Source organism: Alcaligenes sp. SJTW-7 (assembly GCF_047716895.1).
GTDB classification, from domain to species: Bacteria; Pseudomonadota; Gammaproteobacteria; order Burkholderiales; family Burkholderiaceae_B; genus Alcaligenes; species Alcaligenes ammonioxydans.
This window is the reverse complement of the sequence record NZ_CP136682.1, coordinates 2,334,819-2,354,909: the sequence shown is the minus strand read 5'-3', so window position 1 is coordinate 2,354,909 and position 20,091 is coordinate 2,334,819. Positions and strand designations below refer to the sequence as shown.

17 protein-coding genes are annotated in these 20,091 nt (G+C 57.6%); 14 read left to right on the top strand and 3 right to left on the bottom strand.

Annotated features, from left to right (window positions below; genetic code table 11):
• Positions 1 to 10 precede the first annotated feature (10 nt).
• The 6 genes from RSQ48_RS10585 to RSQ48_RS10560 all read left to right on the top strand — a co-directional run bounded on the left by RSQ48_RS10585 (position 11) and on the right by RSQ48_RS10560 (position 7,427).
• A complete protein-coding gene (locus RSQ48_RS10585; RefSeq protein WP_131070674.1) occupies positions 11 to 1,045 on the top strand; it encodes a CDP-6-deoxy-delta-3,4-glucoseen reductase in 1,035 nt (344 codons plus the stop codon).
• Between the two features lie 37 nt (positions 1,046 to 1,082).
• The gene (locus tag RSQ48_RS10580) at positions 1,083 to 2,336 is read left to right on the top strand and encodes a D-amino acid dehydrogenase (RefSeq protein WP_003799284.1); all 1,254 of its coding nucleotides are present in this window, start codon (positions 1,083 to 1,085) and stop codon (positions 2,334 to 2,336) included.
• Positions 2,337 to 2,343: 7 nt separating this feature from the next.
• Entirely contained in the window at positions 2,344 to 3,657 is a 1,314-nt protein-coding gene (locus tag RSQ48_RS10575; RefSeq protein WP_003799285.1) for an extracellular solute-binding protein, read from the top strand.
• 103 nt (positions 3,658 to 3,760) lie between these two features.
• Positions 3,761 to 4,864 (top strand): TcpQ domain-containing protein, encoded by a 1,104-nt coding sequence (locus RSQ48_RS10570; RefSeq protein WP_415301773.1) that lies wholly within the window; start codon positions 3,761 to 3,763, stop codon positions 4,862 to 4,864.
• Positions 4,861 to 5,703: a hypothetical protein gene (locus tag RSQ48_RS10565; RefSeq protein ID WP_240208592.1), complete on the top strand. Its 843-nt coding sequence runs from the start codon at positions 4,861 to 4,863 to the stop codon at positions 5,701 to 5,703. Before RSQ48_RS10570 ends, RSQ48_RS10565 begins: the two co-directional genes overlap by 4 nt.
• Positions 5,704 to 6,938: 1,235 nt before the next feature.
• Positions 6,939 to 7,427 carry a hypothetical protein gene (locus tag RSQ48_RS10560; protein WP_415301772.1) on the top strand — a complete coding sequence of 163 codons (489 nt, stop codon included), beginning with the start codon at positions 6,939 to 6,941 and terminating at the stop codon, positions 7,425 to 7,427.
• 125 nt (positions 7,428 to 7,552) lie between these two features.
• On the opposite strand, the gene RSQ48_RS10555 is transcribed toward RSQ48_RS10560, so the two are convergent.
• The gene (locus tag RSQ48_RS10555; protein WP_240208593.1) at positions 7,553 to 8,785 is read right to left on the bottom strand and encodes a urate hydroxylase PuuD; all 1,233 of its coding nucleotides are present in this window, start codon (positions 8,783 to 8,785) and stop codon (positions 7,553 to 7,555) included.
• Positions 8,786 to 8,843: 58 nt separating this feature from the next.
• Complete coding sequence (uraH, locus tag RSQ48_RS10550; RefSeq protein ID WP_003799293.1) at positions 8,844 to 9,197, bottom strand: hydroxyisourate hydrolase; 354 nt, start codon at positions 9,195 to 9,197, stop codon at positions 8,844 to 8,846.
• 205 nt (positions 9,198 to 9,402) lie between these two features.
• On the opposite strand from uraH, the gene RSQ48_RS10545 reads away from it, so the two are divergent.
• The 7 genes from RSQ48_RS10545 (at position 9,403) to trmD (ending at position 16,146) form a co-directional block, all read left to right on the top strand.
• Complete coding sequence (locus RSQ48_RS10545) at positions 9,403 to 10,158, top strand: GntR family transcriptional regulator (protein WP_059318847.1); 756 nt, start codon at positions 9,403 to 9,405, stop codon at positions 10,156 to 10,158.
• An 11-nt stretch (positions 10,159 to 10,169) separates the two neighbouring features.
• Positions 10,170 to 11,102, top strand: coding sequence for an allantoinase PuuE (gene puuE, locus RSQ48_RS10540; RefSeq protein WP_003799295.1), 933 nt, complete (start codon positions 10,170 to 10,172; stop codon positions 11,100 to 11,102).
• A gap of 284 nt (positions 11,103 to 11,386) precedes the next feature.
• Positions 11,387 to 14,014: an alanine--tRNA ligase gene (alaS, locus tag RSQ48_RS10535; protein WP_301605847.1), complete on the top strand. Its 2,628-nt coding sequence runs from the start codon at positions 11,387 to 11,389 to the stop codon at positions 14,012 to 14,014.
• Positions 14,014 to 14,268: a sulfurtransferase TusA family protein gene (locus tag RSQ48_RS10530; RefSeq protein WP_301605846.1), complete on the top strand. Its 255-nt coding sequence runs from the start codon at positions 14,014 to 14,016 to the stop codon at positions 14,266 to 14,268. The genes alaS and RSQ48_RS10530 overlap by 1 nt, the downstream gene beginning before the upstream one ends.
• Positions 14,269 to 14,404: 136 nt before the next feature.
• Positions 14,405 to 14,665 (top strand): 30S ribosomal protein S16, encoded by a 261-nt coding sequence (rpsP, locus tag RSQ48_RS10525; protein ID WP_003799298.1) that lies wholly within the window; start codon positions 14,405 to 14,407, stop codon positions 14,663 to 14,665.
• A gap of 32 nt (positions 14,666 to 14,697) precedes the next feature.
• Positions 14,698 to 15,297, top strand: a complete 600-nt coding sequence (rimM, locus tag RSQ48_RS10520) for a ribosome maturation factor RimM (RefSeq protein WP_301605845.1) — start codon at positions 14,698 to 14,700, stop codon at positions 15,295 to 15,297.
• A gap of 87 nt (positions 15,298 to 15,384) precedes the next feature.
• Positions 15,385 to 16,146 carry a tRNA (guanosine(37)-N1)-methyltransferase TrmD gene (gene trmD / locus RSQ48_RS10515; RefSeq protein WP_415301771.1) on the top strand — a complete coding sequence of 254 codons (762 nt, stop codon included), beginning with the start codon at positions 15,385 to 15,387 and terminating at the stop codon, positions 16,144 to 16,146.
• A 397-nt stretch (positions 16,147 to 16,543) separates the two neighbouring features.
• Here the strand turns inward: trmD and RSQ48_RS10510 are convergent, their stop codons facing one another.
• A complete protein-coding gene (locus RSQ48_RS10510) occupies positions 16,544 to 19,396 on the bottom strand; it encodes a valine--tRNA ligase (RefSeq protein ID WP_415301770.1) in 2,853 nt (950 codons plus the stop codon).
• A 253-nt stretch (positions 19,397 to 19,649) separates the two neighbouring features.
• Here RSQ48_RS10510 and ndk point away from each other — a divergent pair, with 253 nt between their 5' ends.
• The gene (ndk, locus tag RSQ48_RS10505) at positions 19,650 to 20,075 is read left to right on the top strand and encodes a nucleoside-diphosphate kinase (protein ID WP_003799306.1); all 426 of its coding nucleotides are present in this window, start codon (positions 19,650 to 19,652) and stop codon (positions 20,073 to 20,075) included.
• The last annotated feature ends 16 nt before the right edge of the window (positions 20,076 to 20,091 follow it).

The following is a 20,091-nucleotide window of genomic DNA, read 5'->3' as shown; positions in this document are numbered from 1 at the left end:
AGTGTTGGATATGAGTTTCAAAGTCACGGTTCAGCCCAGCGGGCACAGTTTTGATGTACAGCCTGGCCAGTCGGTGCTGGATGGCGCGCTGAATGCAGGGATTGTCCTGCCCTATAGCTGCCGCAACGGCACATGTTCATCTTGCCGCGGCAAGGTTATTGACGGGCAGTACGATGCCGGTCGGGCGCCCGAGCAATTGCTCAGCCAGGAGGATCTTGCTGCTGGCTATACTCTGTTTTGTCAGGCCAAGCCCAGCAGTGACCTGTTGATCGAGTCTCATGAGATTCGCATGGCGAGCGATATCCAGATCCGGAAGATGCCCTCGCGCGTAGTGGGCCTGGAAAAAGTGCGGGATGATGTCATGATCGTCCGTCTGCAAATGCCGTCCTCCGAACCATTTCGCTACTATCCGGGCCAGTATCTGGAGTTCATTCTGAAAGACGGCAGCCGTCGCAGTTACTCGATGGCGACGCCGCCTCGGGAAGATAATCAGGTCGAACTGCATATCCGTCACATGCCCGGTGGCGTGTTTACCGATCACGTCTTTGGTGCCGGCGCCACCGCCATGAAAGAGCGCGAGATTCTGCGTGTGGAAGCACCTTTGGGTTCTTTCTTCCTACGAGAAGACAGTGCAGCACCGATGGTTTTCCTGGCCAGCGGCACGGGTTTTGCTCCTATCAAGGCGTTGATCGAACGCCTGATTCAAACCGGGAGCCAGCGTGAGGTGGCTCTGTATTGGGGCGGTCGTCGGCCCAAGGATCTGTACCAGTCCGAATTGGCCGAGAAATGGGCCAGCGAATTGCCCAATTTGCGTTTCATTCCGGTGATCTCCGACGCCCAGCCAGAAGATGGCTGGACAGGCCGCACGGGCTTTGTGCATCAGGCGGTATTGGCTGATTTGCCGGATCTGTCGGCCTGGCAGGTGTACGCCTGTGGCGCGCCGGGCATGGTTGAAGCGGCCCGCAAGGACTTCGTGGAGCAGGCTCGCCTGAATCCGGATAATTATTTTGCAGATGCCTTTACATCCTTGGCAGACGTCAAGTAAGCGTCTTGAACACTAGCTCAACAAGCGGACAGTACACATGAAAGTAGCAGTTCTGGGCAGCGGCATTATTGGGGTATCAACTGCCTGGTGGCTCAGCCAGCACGGTTGCGAGGTGGTGGTTGTGGACCGGGGAACGGGCCCGGCACAGGAAACCTCGCGAGCCAATGGCGGGCAGATCTCGGTCTCGTACGCCGAGCCGTGGGCCAACCCGAAAATGCCGCTCAAACTGCTGAAATGGTTGCTGCAGGATGACGCACCTTTGCTATTCCGTCCGCGTTTGGACCTGCGCCAATGGCGCTGGTGCCTGTCTTTCTTGCGCGAGTGCTTGCCCGGACGGGTTGCGCCCAATGTGCGCGCCTTGGTGGCCATGGCAGAATATAGCCGCAGCACGCTCAAGCAGTTGCGCCCTGATCTGGATTTTGATTATCGCCATCAGGAAAAAGGCATCATCACGTTTTACCGGGATGCCCAAAGTCTGGACGATTCCCAGCAAATGGCCGATGTCATGCGCGATATGGGCGTAGATCGCCGTATCATGAGCGTGGACGAGCTGGTGCAGCTTGAGCCCGCACTGGCATCGGCCCGTGGTCAGATTGTGGGGGGCGACTACACCAAGGACGATGAGTCCGGCGATGCCAACCAGTTTGCCTGCGGTTTGGCCGCCATGGCCGGGCGCGCCGGAGTGGAATTTCGCTTTTCCACCCAGATCACCCGTTTGTTGACCGCCAAAGGGCGAGTGCTTGGGGTGGAGGTCATCGGGACGGATGGCGGCTATGAGTCTATCCAGGCCGATGCCTTTGTGGTGGCCATGGGCAGTTTCAGTCCATCGGTCTTGCAGCCCTTGGGCATTGCCTGCCCCGTCTACCCGGCCAAAGGCTATTCGGCCACCTTTCCGGTGCTGGTTCCGCAGGGAGCGCCCACCGTGAGCCTGACCGATAAGGACAACAAGCTGGTATTTTCCCGTTTGGGTGACCGCCTGCGAGTTGCCGGAACCGCCGAGCTGTCGGGCTATTCGCGCAGCTTGAACCCGGCACGTTGTCAGGCTTTGTTAATGCACGTGGCTGATCTGTTCCCAAGTGCATTGGATTTTGATAATGTTTCTTTCTGGTCGGGACTGCGTCCTGCCACAGCCTCAAATGTTCCGCTGATAGGCCGCTCCTCCATCCCCAACCTGTACCTGAATACGGGGCATGGCACCTTGGGATGGACGATGGGCATAGGCTCTGGTCGAGCCCTGGCTGACCTTATCATGGGGCACAAACCCGAACCTGAATTTCCTTTTTTATCATGAAGGATGTATGAAAAATCTACGCGGATTACTGTTGAAACGTGGTGTTATGGCTTTGGCGATGGCAGCGGGTGGCTCAGCCGCTTTGCTGTTTGGGTCCAATGCCCTGGCAGCCGTTGACATTCAGGTCTGGACCGCTTTGAACGCGCACAATCAGGGCGAGTTTGAAAGTTTGGTTCGGGATTTCAATCGCAGCCAGAAAGACGTCAAAGTGACGGTCAAGGCGCATGAAACCGAAGCGGCGCTCGAGCAGCTCATGAGCGCTGGCAAGGATCTGCCCAATCTGGTGCAGCTTGGCGAGATGTCCGGTCTGGATGAGGTGGCCGATCGCCCCTACATCCTGCCCATGCACACCTTGCTGGCACGGGAAAAGATGGACAACGTGTCCTGGTTCCTGGCCTCGAACTCATTTGTACGCAATGGCCGTGGTCAATTGCAGGGGTTCCCTTACATGGCCGAAATCCCCGTCATGTACTACAACATCAATGCCTTTGATAAGGCCAAGGTCGAGCCCGCGGTTCCCAGCCGGGTCTGGCTGGACTTGCAAGGCCAGTTGGTGCAGTTGGCCAATAATGGTTCGCGCCGTTGCCCGCTGACCTCGGATCAGTCGGTGTCTATCAATCTTGAGAATCTGGCTGCGGTCAACAATCAGATCTACGGTCTGGCTCCCGGCCCCAAAGTCAAAGGCAAGGTCGGCTTTGATTTTGATCTGATGTATATCCGTCACCTGTCCATGATGATCAGCTGGGTCAAGTCCGAATTGCTGGTTAAGCCGGGCACCCTGCCAGAGTCGCCCCAGCGTTTTGCAAAAGGCGAATGTGCAGTCATGCTGTCCAACTCTGGTCATATTGGCGAGTACAGCAATACTCGCGGACTAAAATATGCCGTGACGGGTTTGCCGTACTACCCCGAAGTGACTCAAACGCCCGGTAAACCCTTCGTAACGGGCTCGGCCTTGTGGGCTGTTAAAGGTCATAATGCTGAACAGAATCAGGCCTCGGCCCGTTTCATCAACTGGCTGGCTCAGCCCGAGAATGCGGCACGCTGGTATCAGAACACAGGCTTTCTGCCTGTGAGCCGCGAAGCGTTTAACGCGACGGGCAGTGACTACTACAAGGACAAGGGCGACTGGATGCACCTGGTTGGCGCGTACAGCAGCGGCACCTCGGGTACGGCCAAAGGCAATTTCCGTAATTACCGCCAGATCCGCGCCGTGTTCAATCAAAGTCTGGATAGCGCGCTGGATGGTCATCAGCCGGCCTTGACGGCCTTGCGTACGGCTGCTACCGAAGCCAACCGTCTGGTGGCTCAGAAAGGACGCTGATTTATCTGTCCGTACAAGCCGATCTGGTGGCTTGAGCGAGCATCACCGAAGATAAACCCCATGCCCCTGACGGGACATGGGGTTTTTTCTATGGATGTCTGTGATGCGCGTCTTTGCCCGTTTTATCGTGTTGTTGCTATGTTGCCTTGGGATGTCTGCCTGTCAGACTGGACGGGGGAGCGATGGCCGCTTGGCCGACCCGGCTACGCGTGTGTTCAATTTCGACTGGCGTTTGTCAGGCGACCCGCAAGCCGGCCCCATGCAGGTTTTTGATAATGGCACGCGTATCTGGCTGCATTTTGCGCCGGGCCAGAGATTGCCTGCTGTGTTTGGATGGCATGACGGTCAGGAGACTTTGCTGACATTGAACGTGTCCGGTCAATTTCACGTCATTGATGCATTGTGGACGGAACTGGTGTTTCGCGCTGGGCGGGCGCAAGCCAGGGCAAGTCTGAGACCGTCGCAGACAACAGACGACGCCTCGCATCGTCAGCATGATGGAGCTGCTGCTTTGTCGTCGCCGGCCCCTTCGGACAGGCAGTCACGGCAGAACGCTGCCCTGGGGAAGCCCGGCCTGTCTGGTGATACGTCTCTGGGAGTAGCGGCTCCTTCCGTCATGGATGGACGTGCTCAGTCCGAGAGCAGGTCTGGGACGTCCTTGCGATCTGAGTCATCTGCGCGCCTGGAGACGCTGCCAGAGGCTCCACTGAAGCGCCCAATGCCGCCAGAGCGCCCGGCAGACAGTCTTGTAGCAGCATCTGCTGCAGAGGGGGAAACATCCCCGGCAACCCCGCCCTCTGATCTTGATGGGGGAAAGTGGGCGCGGATAGAGGGGGAGGGGCAGGCAGCGACTCCTCGCGTGAAAGGACAGAACCAGCAGGCTGTGGAGGGGCCATGGGAGGAAAAAACACAGTCTGTTTTTGAGCTGCGCCTGAACGATAAAACGCTACGACAAGCGCTGATTCGTTGGGCCAGGCAGGCCAAATGGGTGTTTACGCCTGAGCATTGGGCCTTGGAGGTGGATTTTCCTATCAAGACGGCCGCCCGATTTGAAGGAGGTTTTGAGACGGCGGTGGCCCAGTTGCTGGATGCGGCTAAGCTGAATGCGCATCCTTTACAGGCCTGCTTTTACTCCAATCGGGTCTTGCGGGTGCTGAGCTGGCCCCAAACCTGCAAACCTCAGCGACGGGGGGAGGGGCAATCATGAAGTGCGTCGTTTTGCCACTGGTGTTGCTCATGGCAGGCTGCGTCTTGCAAACAGGCGCACGCCAGGCTGAGCAGGCCTGGTTTGATGAGGCGTTTGTGCTTGATTCAGCAGAGCAACGGTCGGAAAGTGTCACACAGTCTGTCGACAAACCTTGGCTGTTGGGAGACGCAGTTCCCTTGAGAAAAAAGCCTGTTATGCCGGCTGTCCTGCGTCCCGGACAGACTTTCAGCTTTTCCTTGGAGGAACCTTTACCCAGCCTGGATGAGCTAGCCCGCCGCCTTTCAGCCCTGTCTGATCTATCGGTCACGATCAGTCCTGAAGCCCGTTTGCCCCTGGCACACTTTTTACCGCGCCTGAACGTGAACGAGGAAGCTCTTGAGCCAGCGCCGCGTGGGGGTTTGGTCTTTGAGCAATTGCGCTTGTCTGATTTACTGGATCAAATCGCCGCAGTCTACAGTCTGAGCTGGCGGCTCCATGCCGGTCGCATCGAACTGTATCGTATAGAAACCCGTCGTTTTGATCTGCCTGTCGCCGCCACAGAGCAGCATGTCCGTTCCGCTCAAGCCGCTGATAGGGGCGGCTTGGGTGATACGGTGCTTGACCGAGGTCAGGATGAGGGAAGAGGCCGTTCGGCTGCCGCGTATCTGCAGGACATGACGGAAATGTTCTTGTCCCGGGCCGGAAAGGTCAGAGTTCTGGGGCATCCTCCTCATGCCTTGCTGGTGACAGACACGCCGGCCCGTCTGAGTGCCTTGGGCTTGGCCCTGAAGCAACAGCCCGAGTTATGGCACCGGGATGGAATGTTGCCCGGTAAAACACAGCTCAAGGGGGGGCGATGATCTCCGTCACCTTGCCGCGCGAATACTGGTTTGGCTTGCAATGGACTGAGACTGAGCAGAGGCCGTTTGGTGGCCCGCCGGGTCGCTCTCGATGGATATGTCGTATGGGAGCGGAACGGCCCGCACTGGGCTGGGTGTGGGGCAAACAACTGCGTCACCGGCGTCGTGGCTCGGTACTCCGCCTGGCGCGGACGGGGCCGACGCGCTCGGGATTGAGAGGCATCCAAGCCCACTCTGCGGCCGCCTGCCTGGCGGTTCATCACCCTCAGGAAACGGTGCTCCTGTTATGGGCCGTAGCCCCTGGACTGCTGTGGTTCCTGGTGCTGGAACAAGGTAAGGTGGTGGAGGGCAGTGACTGCGTGCTGTCTCAGCTCGGGCAAGTGCATGCCTTGCGGCAAGCGATGCGGACACGGTATCCCAGGCTGCGTGAATTGCGGCAACCTGATGATGTATGGATATGCCTGGAGCAGGGCAGTCGTACCCATACACGCATGCTGCGTCAATCTATCACCAGGATCGGAGATACAAAAAAAACGTTTATCCGCCTGTTCACGCTGTCTCTGTTCTTGATGATGGGAGTGGCTAGCGTGCTGTCGGTGGGTTTACGGGACCAGAACAGCAGAGGAGGGTCCCCTGACAGCCCGGGTTTTGAGATAAGCATTGAGCCAAGTCTCCACCTTCAGTTCACCCCTCGTCTTGACCCAGCCAAGAGCCTGGTGTCCGCTTCTGGCCCAGACTTAGACGATGATCCAAATCCAAATCCAAATTTAAACTCAGGTTCAGACTCAAGCTCCAGTGTAGAGTCAGATCAGGAGCCGGACCCGGCCGCTGCCTCGACTGGGGTCTTGGCTTCCGTTACCTCCCCTGGCTTGCTCACGGTTTCAGCTCCTTTGCCAGCTCCCACTTCAGCCTTACGGGCTCCCTCCCGGCAAAGTGCGACTGCAGGTTTGGAACTCACTTCAGGGCAGGATGCGGGCCGTGCCTTCGCCCTTCTTCAGCAGGCGGCCCAACCCGAGGAGCGGTCTGCAGCGAATTTGTCGATAAGGGACACGTCTCACCAAGGGCGAGGCTGGCAATTGCGGCACATAGACCGTCGTGCGTCGTTCGATGCCTGGGAGTGTCACAGTGTGTGGGCCTGTCTGCGACAGGAAACAGAAAAGAAAGTGGGCCATGCTCGCCCTTCCAGGGTCGCAGAAAGCGCGCCTCAATCATTCAGGCCTGAGTCCTGGGCAAGTTTGAAAGCGATCTACGGTCGCGATACGCGCTTGCTGGCCGAGGTGCAGATCGGTCAGCGTGTGCTGTTGTTTCAGCAGGGGCAGGTATGGCCCGTGGGACGAGAGCGTGATCGGCAAATCCGCTTGTTGTCACTGGACAGTCGTTGTATCGAGCTTGAATTCGAGCCTGAAGCAGGACAGAGTTTGTCTCCAACCTCAACGCCAGCCCCTGTCCCTCCTCCAGCACAGGCCCAAAGCCGGGTACAAGGCCAGACTCCATCAAACGCTCACACCCAGCCACACGCGGTAGACCAGAGCCAAACCCAGGTTCGGGAGCACGGTCAAACCCAAGCACAGGAGCAAACTCAGGCACGGGGGGCAGGCCACGCTCCCTTACGGCATCAAGCTGGAAATTGTCGCAATGCGCAAGCCAATACACACAGTCAGCCCCGGCAGGCGATGCAGTCATTCCGATCTGGCAAGCTATGTCTGGCGGCAGGGAGTGGGTAAAGCCCGCAGCAGTCTTCGCTACCAGGTGCGTGGCGCCATAAGAAAAAACCCCGACGTGACATGTGTCACATCGGGGCTGGAGGGAGCGGGCTGATGGCCCTGTCAGGGCTTGGCCTGGGGCACTCCTAGTCGCGTGTACCGCTCCAGGCGGCAATCGCGGCACGCTCTTCGTCAGTCATTTGAGTCATATTGCCCAAAGGCATGTACTTGGAGTGCACCACGGTTTTCACCTGTTCTGCGTGCAACACGGTGTTGTCGATGGTATCGAGCAGCATGCCGGCAGGGGCGGCGGTAAAGCCAAAGTCTGCATTGGGCTTGACCGCGTGACACTGTACACATCGGGCATCCATGATTTCCTGGACGCGAGCGACCGTGATCGTTTCGGCGGCCTCACCGGCTGCTGGAGCGCTGGCAACCTCACCTTTGAGATTGGCAGGGGCAGCCAGGTAGCCCACGATCAGCAGGAGAACCACACCGGCAGCCGGGTAGGCTGGCTTTTTGATGCCGGCATGCATCAGCACAAAGTACTGACGGATCAGGGCGCCGGCAAAGATGAACAGCACCATGATGATCCACGCATTGGGGTTGTTATACGTGAACGAGTAGTGGTTGCTCAGCATCAGCAACAGGACAGGCAGCGTGAAGTAGGTATTGTGTACCGAACGCTGTTTGCCGCGCTTGCCATCTAGAGGGTTGGGCGCCTGACCGGCTTTCAGTGCCTTGACCATGCGGCGTTGGCCGGGAATGATCCAGAAGAACACGTTGGCCGACATGCTGGTGGCCATCACGGCGCCAGTCAGCAAGAAGGCAGCACGACCCGAGAAGATGTGGGCGCTCAGGTAAGCCACCACGACCATCATGATGGCCACAGCCACGCTCAGCAGGCCGTCGCGGTTCATGTTGGGACTGATCAGTCGGCACAGACCGTTATAGACCACCCAGCCCAGCACCAGGAAAGCAATGGCCATCACATTAGCCTGCGTGCCCGACATTTGGGCCGCCCATTCCCAGGGACTGTTGGGGTTGACCAGATAGAACTCGGGTTTGGTCAGGTAAAGCAGGGCGAACAGGAAGAAGCCGGACAACCAGGTGGTGTAGGACTTCCAGAAAGACCAGTGCAGGTCATCGGGCAGTTCGGCCGGGTTGGTCAGGTATTTCTGGTTGTGATAGAAGCCGCCGCCGTGGACTGCCCACATCTCGCCAAACACACCGCGTTTCTTGCTTTCTTCGCCTTTAGGCGGTTTCAGGCCGTTGTCCAGCATCACAAAGTAGATGGACTCGCCGATCCAGGCGACAGCCGCAATCACGTGCAACCAGCGCAGCAGCAGGTTGCCGTACTCAAGTAGGTAAGCGTACATAAAGATCTCGTATCAGAGTGGTTTCGTATAGAAGCGAAAAGTCGACTTGGATACGCGATCAGCTGCCGCGATAGGTAGACCAGGACCAGGGGGTCACGACCAGGGGAACGTGGTAGTTGGCGTTGGCATCGGCGATACCGAACCGAATGCCGACCTGATCCACAAAGCGGGGTTCAGGCAATGCCACACCACTGGCGGCAAAGTAGTCACCGGCATGAAACACCAGTTCAAATACGCCCGTGTGCATGGCCTGGCCTTGCAGCAAGGGCTCATCACAGCGACCGTCGCTGTTGGTGTGAGTGGTTTTGATCAGAGTGCGTTGATCGTTTTCAATGGCATACAGATCGACGCGCACGCCGCTGGCTGGGCGACCTTGAGTCGTGTCAAGGACATGGGTAGATAGCTTTCCCATAAATGTCTCCGGTTTATGGTGATCAAAAAAGGTCCAGCGAGCCCAGTTTTGAGAACCGGCCGGGGGCCAACGGTGCAAGGATCAGTGCGCTGGGTTGAGGCCCCGAAACTGTCGCTCTGTTTGAGGAATCAGATTGTCGACAATTTATGTTGACGATTTTGTCGGGGTACCGAATAATTGTCAATAGTCAATAACGAGAAATTCTATGCTTCAGATACGGCGGCAAGAGGGGACGACGAATGAATCCCAAGCGCCAAGCGCCTCCTCGCTGCTCGAGGGTGGCCTGGCAGATACCGAGGTCGGGCGTGTATATAGCCAGATCTTCGATGCGGTTGTCGATCGTCGTCTTTTGCCTGGCACCAAACTGACCGAAGCCACGCTATGCACGATCTTCGAGTGTTCGCGGGCGACCGTGCGTGCCGCCCTGGCTGCCTTGGAGCACGACAAGATTGTGGTCATCGAGCCCAATCGCGGTGCGTTTGTCTGGAAGCCCACGGCCAAGCAAACGCGCGACGTCTTCGAGCTGCGGCGCGACCTGGAGTCGCTGATCCTGAAAAAACTGCTCGCTTATCCCGATGTGTCCGAGCGTTTGGCCGGTCTGTACGACATGGTGGAACGAGAGCAGCACGCGTTCGAGCACGGCGATCGCATCAGCTGGTTGCGCCTGTCCAATGCCTTTCACGTGATGCTGGCGCGCTGCGCCGGCAACGATGAACTGACCGAGCTGATGCACACCTTGTGTGCGCGCACCACGCTCATCATCGCCTATCACGACACGCCGGGCGAACAGGCCTGCTCGTTTCATGAGCATAAAGAGATTTTGGACAAGCTTAGCCAGGGAGATGCCCAAGGCGCGCATCTGGCTATGCATCATCACTTAAGTGATTGTGAACATCGCATGAGCGAAGCGGGTGATGGCAGTGTTGCCGATCCTTGGCTGGCCCTCAGCGTAAAACGCTAAACGGAGACGGTATGTCCTTGAGTAAGTACCCTCGTGACCTGGTCGGTTACGGCAAAAACGTGCCCCATGCACAATGGCCTGATCGGGCGCGCATCGCGGTGCAGTTTGTCTTGAACTATGAAGAAGGGGGGGAGAACTGCGTCCTGCACGGTGACCCGGGCTCTGAGCAGTTTCTGTCCGAGATCATCGGCGCAGCAGCCTACCCGGACCGTCACTTGTCCATGGAATCCATTTATGAATACGGCTCGCGGGCGGGTGTCTGGCGGATTCTGAAAGAGTTTGAAAAGCGCGGCCTGCCCATGACCATCTTTGGTGTGGGCATGGCGCTGGAGCGTCACCCCGAGCTGGCACAGGAATTTGTGCGCCTGGGGCATGAAATTGCTTGTCATGGCTACCGCTGGATTCACTACCAGAACGTGTCTGAAGAAGTCGAGCGCGAGCATATGCGCCAGTGCGTAAAAGTGCTGACGGACTTGCTGGGCCATCATCCCGAGGGCTGGTATACCGGTCGGGACAGCCCCAACACCTTGCGTCTGGTGGCCGAAGAGGGTCAGTTCTTGTACAGCTCCGATTATTACGGTGATGACCTGCCGTTCTGGACCGAAGTTCAGCTCAGCGACAATACGGTCAAGCCCCAGTTGATTGTGCCCTATACGCTGGACAGCAATGACATGCGTTTTGCTGCCCCTCAGGGGTTCAATACGGGCGACCATTTCTTCTCCTACCTGAAAGACGCATTTGACGTGCTCTACGAAGAAGGTGAAGACGCTCCCAAGATGCTGTCCATCGGTTTGCACTGCCGTCTGATCGGCCGCCCTGGGCGCTTTCGCGCCTTGCAGCGCTTCCTGGATTATGTGCAGTCGCACGAGCGTGTCTGGGTTTGCCGCCGTGTGGATATTGCCCGTCATTGGGCCGAGCACCATCCCTATCCGTCCAAGGCTTGACCGGGGCAGGGCCAGGGTTTGTGTCTCCTGGCCCATCAAGATGGCATCCTGAATTTGAGCAGGGTGCATGGACATTCCGACTCGCAAGGGTCGGAATTGTTGTTTCTACCCGCTGAAAACAGTACTATTTGTCGCTTACGCAGCCGCTCGTACAGGGAGTGTGGCGTCCTGGCTTCTCACTGCTTTGCCGGGGCGGCAGGTGTTGTGCCAGCGCAGCGCGCGCATGGGCTGCAAGGCTGATCGTCTTATAATAGGCAGTTAAATTTTCCATCGCGTTGCATGTAATGAAAACCTCAGAAATTCGTCAGAAGTTTCTTTCTTTTTTTGAATCCAAGGGACACCACATCGTTTCCTCGGCTTCGCTGGTGCCAGGCAATGATCCTACCTTGCTGTTCACAAACGCAGGGATGGTGCAGTTCAAAGATGTGTTCACGGGCAAGGAAACCCGCCCCTACAACCGTGCGACCAGCTCTCAGCGTTGTGTTCGTGCCGGTGGCAAGCATAACGACCTGGAAAACGTGGGCTACACCGCTCGTCACCACACCTTTTTTGAAATGTTGGGCAACTTCAGCTTTGGCGACTACTTCAAGCAAGACGCCATTCGCTATGCCTGGGAACTGCTGACGACGGTTTACAAACTGCCTGCCGAAAAACTCTGGGTCACCGTCTATCAGGAAGACGATGAGGCCTACGATATCTGGGCCTCGGAAATTGGGGTGCCCAAAGAGCGCATCATCCGCATTGGCGATAAGGGTGGCGTGCGCTACAACTCGGACAACTTCTGGCAGATGGCCGATACCGGTCCCTGTGGGCCGTGCTCTGAAATCTTCTACGACCACGGTCCTGATGTTTGGGGCGGCCCTCCCGGTTCGCCCGAGGAGGACGGCGACCGCTACATCGAGGTGTGGAACCTGGTGTTCATGCAGTTCGAACGTTCCGCTGACGGCACCATGACGCCGCTGCCCAAGCCTTGTGTGGATACGGGCATGGGTCTGGAGCGTATTTCGGCGGTGTTGCAGCATGTGCACTCCAACTACGAAATCGACCTGTTCCAATCCCTGATTCAGGCCGCCGCACGCGAAACCAAGACCAGTGACCTGAGCAACAACTCGCTCAAGGTGATTGCCGATCATATCCGTGCCTGCAGCTTTCTGATTATTGACGGGGTCATTCCCAGCAATGAAGGTCGCGGCTATGTGTTGCGCCGTATTATTCGACGCGCACTGCGTCACGGTCACAAGCTGGGTCAGAAGGGCTTGTTCTTCTACCGTTTGGTACAGGACCTGGGTCTGACCATGGGCGAAGCCTACCCCGAGCTGATTAGCCAGCGCGAGCGTATCGAACAAGTGCTGCGCCAGGAAGAAGAGCGTTTCAGCGAAACGCTGGAAAACGGCATGCGCATTCTGGAAGGCGCTTTGGCCAACCTGCCAGAGAATGCCAAGCTGGACGGCCAGACGCTGTTCACCTTGTACGATACCTACGGTTTCCCCGTGGACTTGACCGCCGACATCTGCCGCGAGCGTGGCATTGAGGTCGATCTGGACGGTTTTGAAGTCGCCATGGAAAACCAGCGCCAGATGGCACGCGCTTCGGGCAAGTTCAAAACAGCCGAAGGCCTGAGCTACTCCGGCGTGCAAACTCGTTTTGATGGTTACACCACCCTGGAAGGCAGTGGTACGGTCACTGCCTTGTATGTGGATGGCACCTCCGTGCAGTCCGTGACCCCGGGCCAGCAAGCGGTAGTGGTTCTGGATGCCACCCCTTTCTACGCCGAGTCCGGTGGTCAGGTAGGTGACGCAGGTATCCTGAGCGATGCCGCGGGTTTGTTCTTTGAGGTGCAAGATACCCAAAAGATTTCCAATCAGGTTTTCGGGCACCAAGGCGTGTTGAACGCAGGCACCCTGACAGTGGGCCAGACCGTTCAAGCCCAGGTGGATACCGAGCGCCGCGAGCGTGTGATTCGTAACCACTCGGCCACGCATTTGATGCACAAGGCTTTGCGTCAGGTGCTGGGCGGTCACGTTCAGCAACGTGGTTCCCTGGTAGATGCTGAAAAAACCCGTTTTGACTTTGCGCACGATGCCGCCATGACGGCCGAGCAAATCGCGCAAGTCGAAGCGATTGTGAACGAGCAGGTTCTGGCGAACCAGGCCGTGCAAGCCCAACTGATGTCCTTTGACGACGCCGTCAGTGGCGGTGCCATGGCTTTGTTTGGTGAAAAGTACGGCGACGAAGTGCGCGTGCTGGATATCGGTTTCTCGCGTGAACTGTGCGGTGGCACTCACGTTCAACGCACGGGCGACATCGGTTTGTTCAAGATTGTCTCGGAAGGTGGTGTCGCCGCTGGCGTGCGCCGTGTCGAGGCCATTACCGGCACCAACAGCCTGCATTGGGTGCAAGCGCGGGAGCGCTTGCTGAGCGAGGCTTCCGCCAGCCTGCGTACTCAGCCAGAAGGTCTGCTAACCCGTATCAACGCCTTGCAAGGTCAGATCAAGGATTTGGAGCGCGAGCGCGAGCAAATGCAATCCAAGCTGGCGGCTTCGGCTGGTCAGGATCTGTTGGCTCAGGCCGTACCCTTGAATGACAGCAGCCGCTTGCTGGTGGCCACGCTGCAAGGCGTGGAAGCCAGAGCCTTGCGCGAAATGGCCGATCAGTTGAAGAACAAGCTGCAGTCTGCCGTGATCCTGCTGTCTATCGTGGCGGACGGAAAGGTCAGCCTGGTGGCAGGCGTAACGCCTGACCTGACCTCCAAGGTCAAGGCGGGTGACCTGGTGGGCTTTGTAGCCTCGCAGTTGGGCGGGAAGGGTGGTGGTCGTCCTGATATGGCCATGGGCGGCGGTACCGATGCCAGCGTCTTGCCACAGGCCAATGCCTCGGTGCAGGCCTGGGTCCAAAGCAAGTTGGGTGCGTAATGGCGATGTGCGAGACTGGCGCTTTGCCCAACAGCGATCTGCAGGTGGATGCAAGCGGGCTGAAATGCCCCTTGCCCATCCTGCGTGCCAAGAAAGCTTTGGCGCAACTGGAGTCCGGGCAAGTGTTGCAAGTTATCACCACCGACCAGCACGCCATTCAGGATTTTCAGGCTTTTTGTCGCCAAACTGGCAACGAATTGTTGGCTCAAGACCAGCAAGCCGAAAAAACTCTGCATTTTTTACGCCGTCGTTAAGCTGACGGCGGTAGAATACTGTTTTGTCTGTTGCGTATCTAGCACTGAATCTGCTATCTTAGCGTGTTACTTTTGGCATGCTTGCCAGAATAGTGCTAGAATTTTTTGTTTACCTTACACAATAAAGGGATTATCAATGGTGGTAATTCGCTTGGCCCGTGGTGGCTCCAAAAAGCGTCCTTTTTACAACGTAGTAGCCGCCGAGGCGAGCCAACGCCGTGATGGTCGCTTCATCGAACGTCTGGGTTTTTACAACCCCGTTGCTGGCGAAGGTCAGGAAAACCTGCGTCTGCAAATGGACCGCGTTAAGCACTTCACCGACAACGGTGCACAGGTTTCGCCCGCTGTGGCTCGCCTGTTGAAAGAATACTCGGCTAAGGTTGCTTCGGCTGCCTAAGTTGATTCACCTGTTTTTTGGTAGTGTTTAGTGTGAAGCAAGACGCGATTCCTGCTGACCTTGTTGAGTTGGGACGCATTGTTTCCGCTTATGGCGTGCGTGGCTGGGTTAAGATCCAGCCGCATTCCATGCAGACCAAAGCACTGCTAAATGCAAAAACATGGTGGTTAAAAACGCCCCGGCCTGGATCTCAGGCGGGCGTTTTTGCGTCTGCATCGCCAAGACAGATCCAAACAGCCAAGCAGCATGGGGCAACCATCGTGGCGCAGTTTGAAGGTCTGGATAATCGAGAGGTGGCCCAAGCCCTTAAAGGGCATACGGTTTGGGTATCCCGTGCCGCTTTTCCCCCGGCGGACGACGATGAGTTTTATTGGGTTGATCTGATCGGCTGCCGCTTTTTTGGCGAGCAGGAGGGCCAAGCGCACCTTCTGGGCCAGGTGGCAGAAGTGCTGGATAATGGCGCTCATTCGATTTTGGTCGTGCATCGGGGCTGCTGGGACGCCTACGGCGTCTTTGCGCCTGAGAAAGACGAGCAGGGCCGACCACTGGAAGAGCTGGTGCCCTTTGTGCAAGCCATTGTGCATACGGTCGATTTGCCTGCTCGCGAACTGCATAGTCACTGGGCGATTTGATCCTTCCCTGCCTAGCGATTGCGATACTAAGGCCCGCTGGGCTCTGTATCGTCATGCTCCAGCCACTTTTTCTCTTGCCGAGCCCTCATGCGATTTGATGCCCTGACCCTGTTCCCGGACATGTTTGATGTGGTCAGCGAGGCTGGTGTCACCGGCCGCGCACACAAGCAGGGCATCTGGCAGATGCGGACCTGGAATCCGCGTGACTACACCACGGACGTGCATCGTACCGTGGACGATCGCCCTTATGGCGGCGGCCCGGGCATGGTCATGCTGGCTGATCCCTTGAATGATGCGCTGGATCAGGCTTTGGCGGATCGTGGCGATAGTCCGGAAGTTATCTTGCTGAGTCCTACAGGGCGACGCTTTGATCAGGCTGTGGCGCAGGAACTGGCTCAAAGTCCCGGCGCGGTTCTGGTTTGTGGTCGCTATGAGGGTATCGATCAACGTTTTATTGATGCACGGGTTACCCAGGAGCTGTCTTTGGGGGACTTTGTGTTGTCAGGCGGCGAGATTGCTTCCCTGGCAATCATCGATAGCGTGGTCCGCCTCTTGCCGGGAGTGCTGAACGACGCTGATTCGGCGCGCCAGGATTCCTTTCATGCGGGCAACAGCGGTTTGCTGGATAGTCCACATTACACACGCCCCGAGGTTTACCGCGGCCAAGCGGTGCCTGAGGTGTTGATGTCTGGTCACCATGGTCGTATCCAGGCTTGGCGACGAGAGCAATCCCTGCGTTTGACCGTGACGCGCCGTCCTGAGCTGATTGAGCTGGCTCGCCAGCGTGGCGAACTTAGCAAGGCGGATGAACGGTTTTTGGCTTCTTTGGCGGCACAACAGCCTGATTGAACCAGCTTGCGCTTGCTGAGCTATCAGCAGGTCGAACAAGCGGGGCTGGGCTTGCCGGCAGGCTCGCCCACGTCGCTATGCCCAACGACTTTTTTGACGCTCTGCCCCTCGGAGCAGGCTTTGTGTCATCTGTGATTTGCGAGAGCGGCTCCTTGCCACGGGCTTGGCCCCTTGTGTCAGGGTGGATCGCTATGCTCGGTGACGGACGTGTTGTGATGGCGGTGTAGCGCAGGCAAGAGAGGCTGCCGGCTTTTTAAGAGGCAAGAACGCTCCGCTCGTGGTGCTGAATCGGCGCGCTGCCCTCGTAAGTGATCTGTAGGCTAAGCCCTTGATGGCAATAAAAAGGCCCTGCACGAGTGCAGGGCCGTTGCCTGTTGCCTGGGTTTACGTCGCGGTATCAGCCCAGACGATCAAACTGCTGCTTCACCTTGGCCAGCGTTTCACCGAACTGAGCCACGCGCTGGCGCTCCTGTTCGACCACAGCGGCAGGGGCGCGCTCCACAAAGCTGGCGTTGCCCAGTTTGGCTTCGGCCTTGTTGATCTCCCCTTGGAGGCGCTCGATTTCCTTGGAAAGACGGATACGCTCCGCTTCCGCGTCGATCTCTACATGCAGCATGAGCTGAGTGGTGCCAATCACTTGTACGGGTGCGCCTGCGTCTGTGGGCAACTGGTCCACAATTTCCACGCTTTCCAGTTTGCCCAAGGCAGCCAGGTAAGGGCTGTTGGCTTTCAGGGTGGCGGCGTCACCTTGTGCAATCAGCGGTACACGCTGGGCGGGCGAGATGTTCATTTCGCCTCGCAGGGCGCGAATGGCGTCGACCTGGGCTTTCAGCTCTGCGACCTGTGCCTGTGCCTGTTCATCAATGGCGGCAGGGTTGGCAATCGGGTAAGGCTGAACCGAAATGCTGGTGGTTTCATCGGCAGCGCGCTTGCCAGCCACCACCGAGACTTTCTGCCACAGCTCTTCCGTGATGAAAGGGATGATGGGATGCGCAACGCGTAGCACCACTTCCAGCACGCGGATCAGGGTGCGACGGGTGCCCAGCTGCTGTTCGGGTGTGCCATTTTGAATCTGAGTCTTGGCCAGCTCCAGGTACCAGTCACAGTACTCGTCCCACACAAAGTGGTAGATGGCGTTGGCGATGTTGTCGAAACGGTAGTCGGCAAATCCGCGTTCAGCGTCCTGCTCGAGACCTTGCAGCAAGCTGATGATCCAGCGATCGGCAAAGCTCAATTCGGCTGGAGCATCCGTGTGGAGCTCATGGCCTTCGGTGTTCATCAGCACAAAGCGGGTGGCATTCCACAGCTTGTTGCAGAAGTTGCGGTAACCTTCGCAGCGCTTCATGTCGAAGTTGATGTTGCGGCCCAGCGTGGCATAGGCGGCCATGGTAAAGCGCAACGCGTCCGTACCGAAGGCGGGGATGCCATCGGGATAGTCTTTCTTGGTGCGCTTGCTAATGCTTTGCGCCTGCTTGGGGTTCATCAGGCCAAAGGTGCGCTTGTGCAGGAGGCTTTCCAGATCTATGCCGTCGATCAAATCCACCGGGTCAATGGTATTGCCCTTGGATTTGCTCATTTTCTTGCCTTCCATGTCGCAGACCAGCCCATGCACGTAGACGGTCTTGAAAGGAACGCGGCCGGTCAGGTGCATGCTCATCATGACCATGCGGGCCACCCAGAAGAAAATAATGTCGAAACCGGTTACCAGCACGCTGGAGGGTAGGTAGCGCGCCAGGTCAGGCGTTTCTTCGGGCCAGCCCAGGTCGGTAAAGGGCACCAGGGCGGAGGAGAACCAGGTGTCCAGTACATCTTCGTCGCGGCGCAAGGGGCCTGTCACGCCAGCGGCGCGGGCTTGTTCCAGAGCGTCCTCTTCGGAGCGGGCGACAAACAGGCTGCCGTCTTCGGCGTACCAGGCGGGAATCTGGTGACCCCACCACAGCTGACGGGAAATGCACCAGTCCTGAATATTGTTCAGCCACTGGTTGTAGGTGTTGGACCAGTTGTCAGGGTAGAAGCGCACACGGCCATCGGCCACCACGTCCAGGGCAACCTGGGTGATGCTTTTGCCGGGGTGCAGCGAGTCTTCCGGAGCGGGCTTGCTCATGGCTACAAACCACTGGTCGGTCAGCATGGGTTCGATGACCGTATTGGTGCGGTCGCCCCGCGGCACCATCAGTTTGTGAGGCTTGACGGCCTGCAGCAGTCCCTGGGCTTCCAGATCGGCCACGATTTGCTTGCGCGCGGCAAAGCGCTCCAGGCCTTGATAGGCTTCGGGGGCAGTATCCGCAATGTGGGCATCCAGAGTCAGGATGCTGATCATTTCCAGGCCGTGGCGCTGGCCAACGGCGTAGTCATTGAAGTCGTGGGCAGGAGTTACCTTCACCACGCCGGTACCAAAGGCTGGGTCCACGTAGTCGTCCGCAATGATCGGGATGGAGCGGCCAACCAGAGGCAGGGTAACGGTTTGGCCGATCAGGCCGATATAGCGCTCGTCCTCAGGGTGCACCATCAGGGCGACGTCGCCCAGCATCGTTTCAGGGCGGGTGGTGGCCACCGTCAGATGGGTCAATTCCCCCTGGGGGGTAGTCAGCGGATAACGGATTTCCCACAGGTGGCCGTCCTCTTCCTCGCTCACCACTTCCAGGTCGGATACGGCGGTACCCAGCACGGGGTCCCAGTTCACCAGGCGCTTGCCCCGGTAAATCAGCCCCTGTTCGTACAAGCGCACGAAGGTCTCCAGCACGCCACGGGACAGTTTGTCATCCATGGTGAAGTATTCGCGGCTCCAGTCGCAGGAAGCACCCAGGCGACGAAACTGGCCAGTAATGGTATTGCCGGACTTTTCCTTCCATTCCCAGACTTTTTCCAGGAATTTCTCGCGGCCCAGGTCGTGGCGGCTGATGTTTTGGGCATCAAGCTGGCGCTCCACAATGATCTGGGTGGCAATCCCGGCGTGATCGGTACCAGGAATGTAGACCGTATCGTCGCCTTTCATGCGGTGGTAGCGCGTCAGGCCATCCATGATGGTCTGGTTAAAAGCGTGACCCATGTGCAGCGTCCCGGTGACGTTCGGCGGCGGGGACTGAATCACAAAAGGTTCTGACTGATGATCGCCCAAGGGCTGGACGTGTTGGCCACCCTTGAAAAGGTCGGCTTGTTCCCAGCGCGCGTACCAGCGCGTTTCGATTTCCTGGGGTTCAAAGCTCTTGGATAGCTGCTCGTCGGAGGTCGTTGCGGATGAGTTGGTCATGGTGATGCGGTCTGTCCCCCTCGTATGGCACGGTAGGTGCCGCAGAAGGCGGAACTAATCCTGGGTAAAAAACGAATGTAAGATGCACTATTTTAAGATGTGGCCGTGCGTCTTTGGCGTGGTAAAATGCCGGGTTGCCGTAAATCTGATGAAAGTGCTTGTTTTCATTAAAAAATTTAGCGCGAACCGTCGGATCTGCATTTTGCTTTACGCAGCAAAGACTACACTATATTGTTCTTATTTGGATTTTCACATGGCTATTGAACGCACTCTGTCCATTATCAAGCCCGACGCTGTTGCTAAAAACGTGATCGGTCAGATTATTTCCCGCTTTGAAGGCGCTGGCCTGAAAGTGATCGCTGGTCGCCTGGTTCACTTGTCCCGTGGCGAAGCCGAGCGTTTTTACGGCGTCCACGCCGAGCGTCCTTTCTTCAAGGATCTGGTTGACTTCATGGTTTCCGGTCCTGTGTTCGTGCAGGTTCTGGAAGGCGAAGGCGCCATTGCCAAGAACCGTGAGCTGATGGGTGCCACCGACCCCAAGAAAGCTGAGCCCGGCACCATCCGCGCTGATTTCGCTGAAAGCATTGACGCCAATGCCGTGCATGGTTCCGACGCGCCGGAAACCGCTGCGGTTGAAATCGCTTTCTTCTTCCCAGAGTGCAACGTTTACAGCCGTTAATAGGCTGAACCGCGCA

Coding starts and splice junctions, on each gene's coding strand:
- RSQ48_RS10575 (WP_003799285.1), top strand. CDS start 2,344: ATGAAAAATCTACGCGGATTACTGTTGAAACGTGGTGTTATGGCTTTG.
- ndk (WP_003799306.1), top strand. CDS start 19,650: ATGGCTATTGAACGCACTCTGTCCATTATCAAGCCCGACGCTGTTGCT.
- RSQ48_RS10545 (WP_059318847.1), top strand. CDS start 9,403: ATGCTTCAGATACGGCGGCAAGAGGGGACGACGAATGAATCCCAAGCG.
- trmD (WP_415301771.1), top strand. CDS start 15,385: ATGCGATTTGATGCCCTGACCCTGTTCCCGGACATGTTTGATGTGGTC.
- rpsP (WP_003799298.1), top strand. CDS start 14,405: ATGGTGGTAATTCGCTTGGCCCGTGGTGGCTCCAAAAAGCGTCCTTTT.
- RSQ48_RS10585 (WP_131070674.1), top strand. CDS start 11: ATGAGTTTCAAAGTCACGGTTCAGCCCAGCGGGCACAGTTTTGATGTA.
- RSQ48_RS10510 (WP_415301770.1), bottom strand. CDS start 19,396: ATGACCAACTCATCCGCAACGACCTCCGACGAGCAGCTATCCAAGAGC.
- RSQ48_RS10570 (WP_415301773.1), top strand. CDS start 3,761: ATGCGCGTCTTTGCCCGTTTTATCGTGTTGTTGCTATGTTGCCTTGGG.
- RSQ48_RS10565 (WP_240208592.1), top strand. CDS start 4,861: ATGAAGTGCGTCGTTTTGCCACTGGTGTTGCTCATGGCAGGCTGCGTC.
- RSQ48_RS10555 (WP_240208593.1), bottom strand. CDS start 8,785: ATGTACGCTTACCTACTTGAGTACGGCAACCTGCTGCTGCGCTGGTTG.
- alaS (WP_301605847.1), top strand. CDS start 11,387: ATGAAAACCTCAGAAATTCGTCAGAAGTTTCTTTCTTTTTTTGAATCC.
- puuE (WP_003799295.1), top strand. CDS start 10,170: ATGTCCTTGAGTAAGTACCCTCGTGACCTGGTCGGTTACGGCAAAAAC.
- RSQ48_RS10580 (WP_003799284.1), top strand. CDS start 1,083: ATGAAAGTAGCAGTTCTGGGCAGCGGCATTATTGGGGTATCAACTGCC.
- RSQ48_RS10530 (WP_301605846.1), top strand. CDS start 14,014: ATGGCGATGTGCGAGACTGGCGCTTTGCCCAACAGCGATCTGCAGGTG.
- uraH (WP_003799293.1), bottom strand. CDS start 9,197: ATGGGAAAGCTATCTACCCATGTCCTTGACACGACTCAAGGTCGCCCA.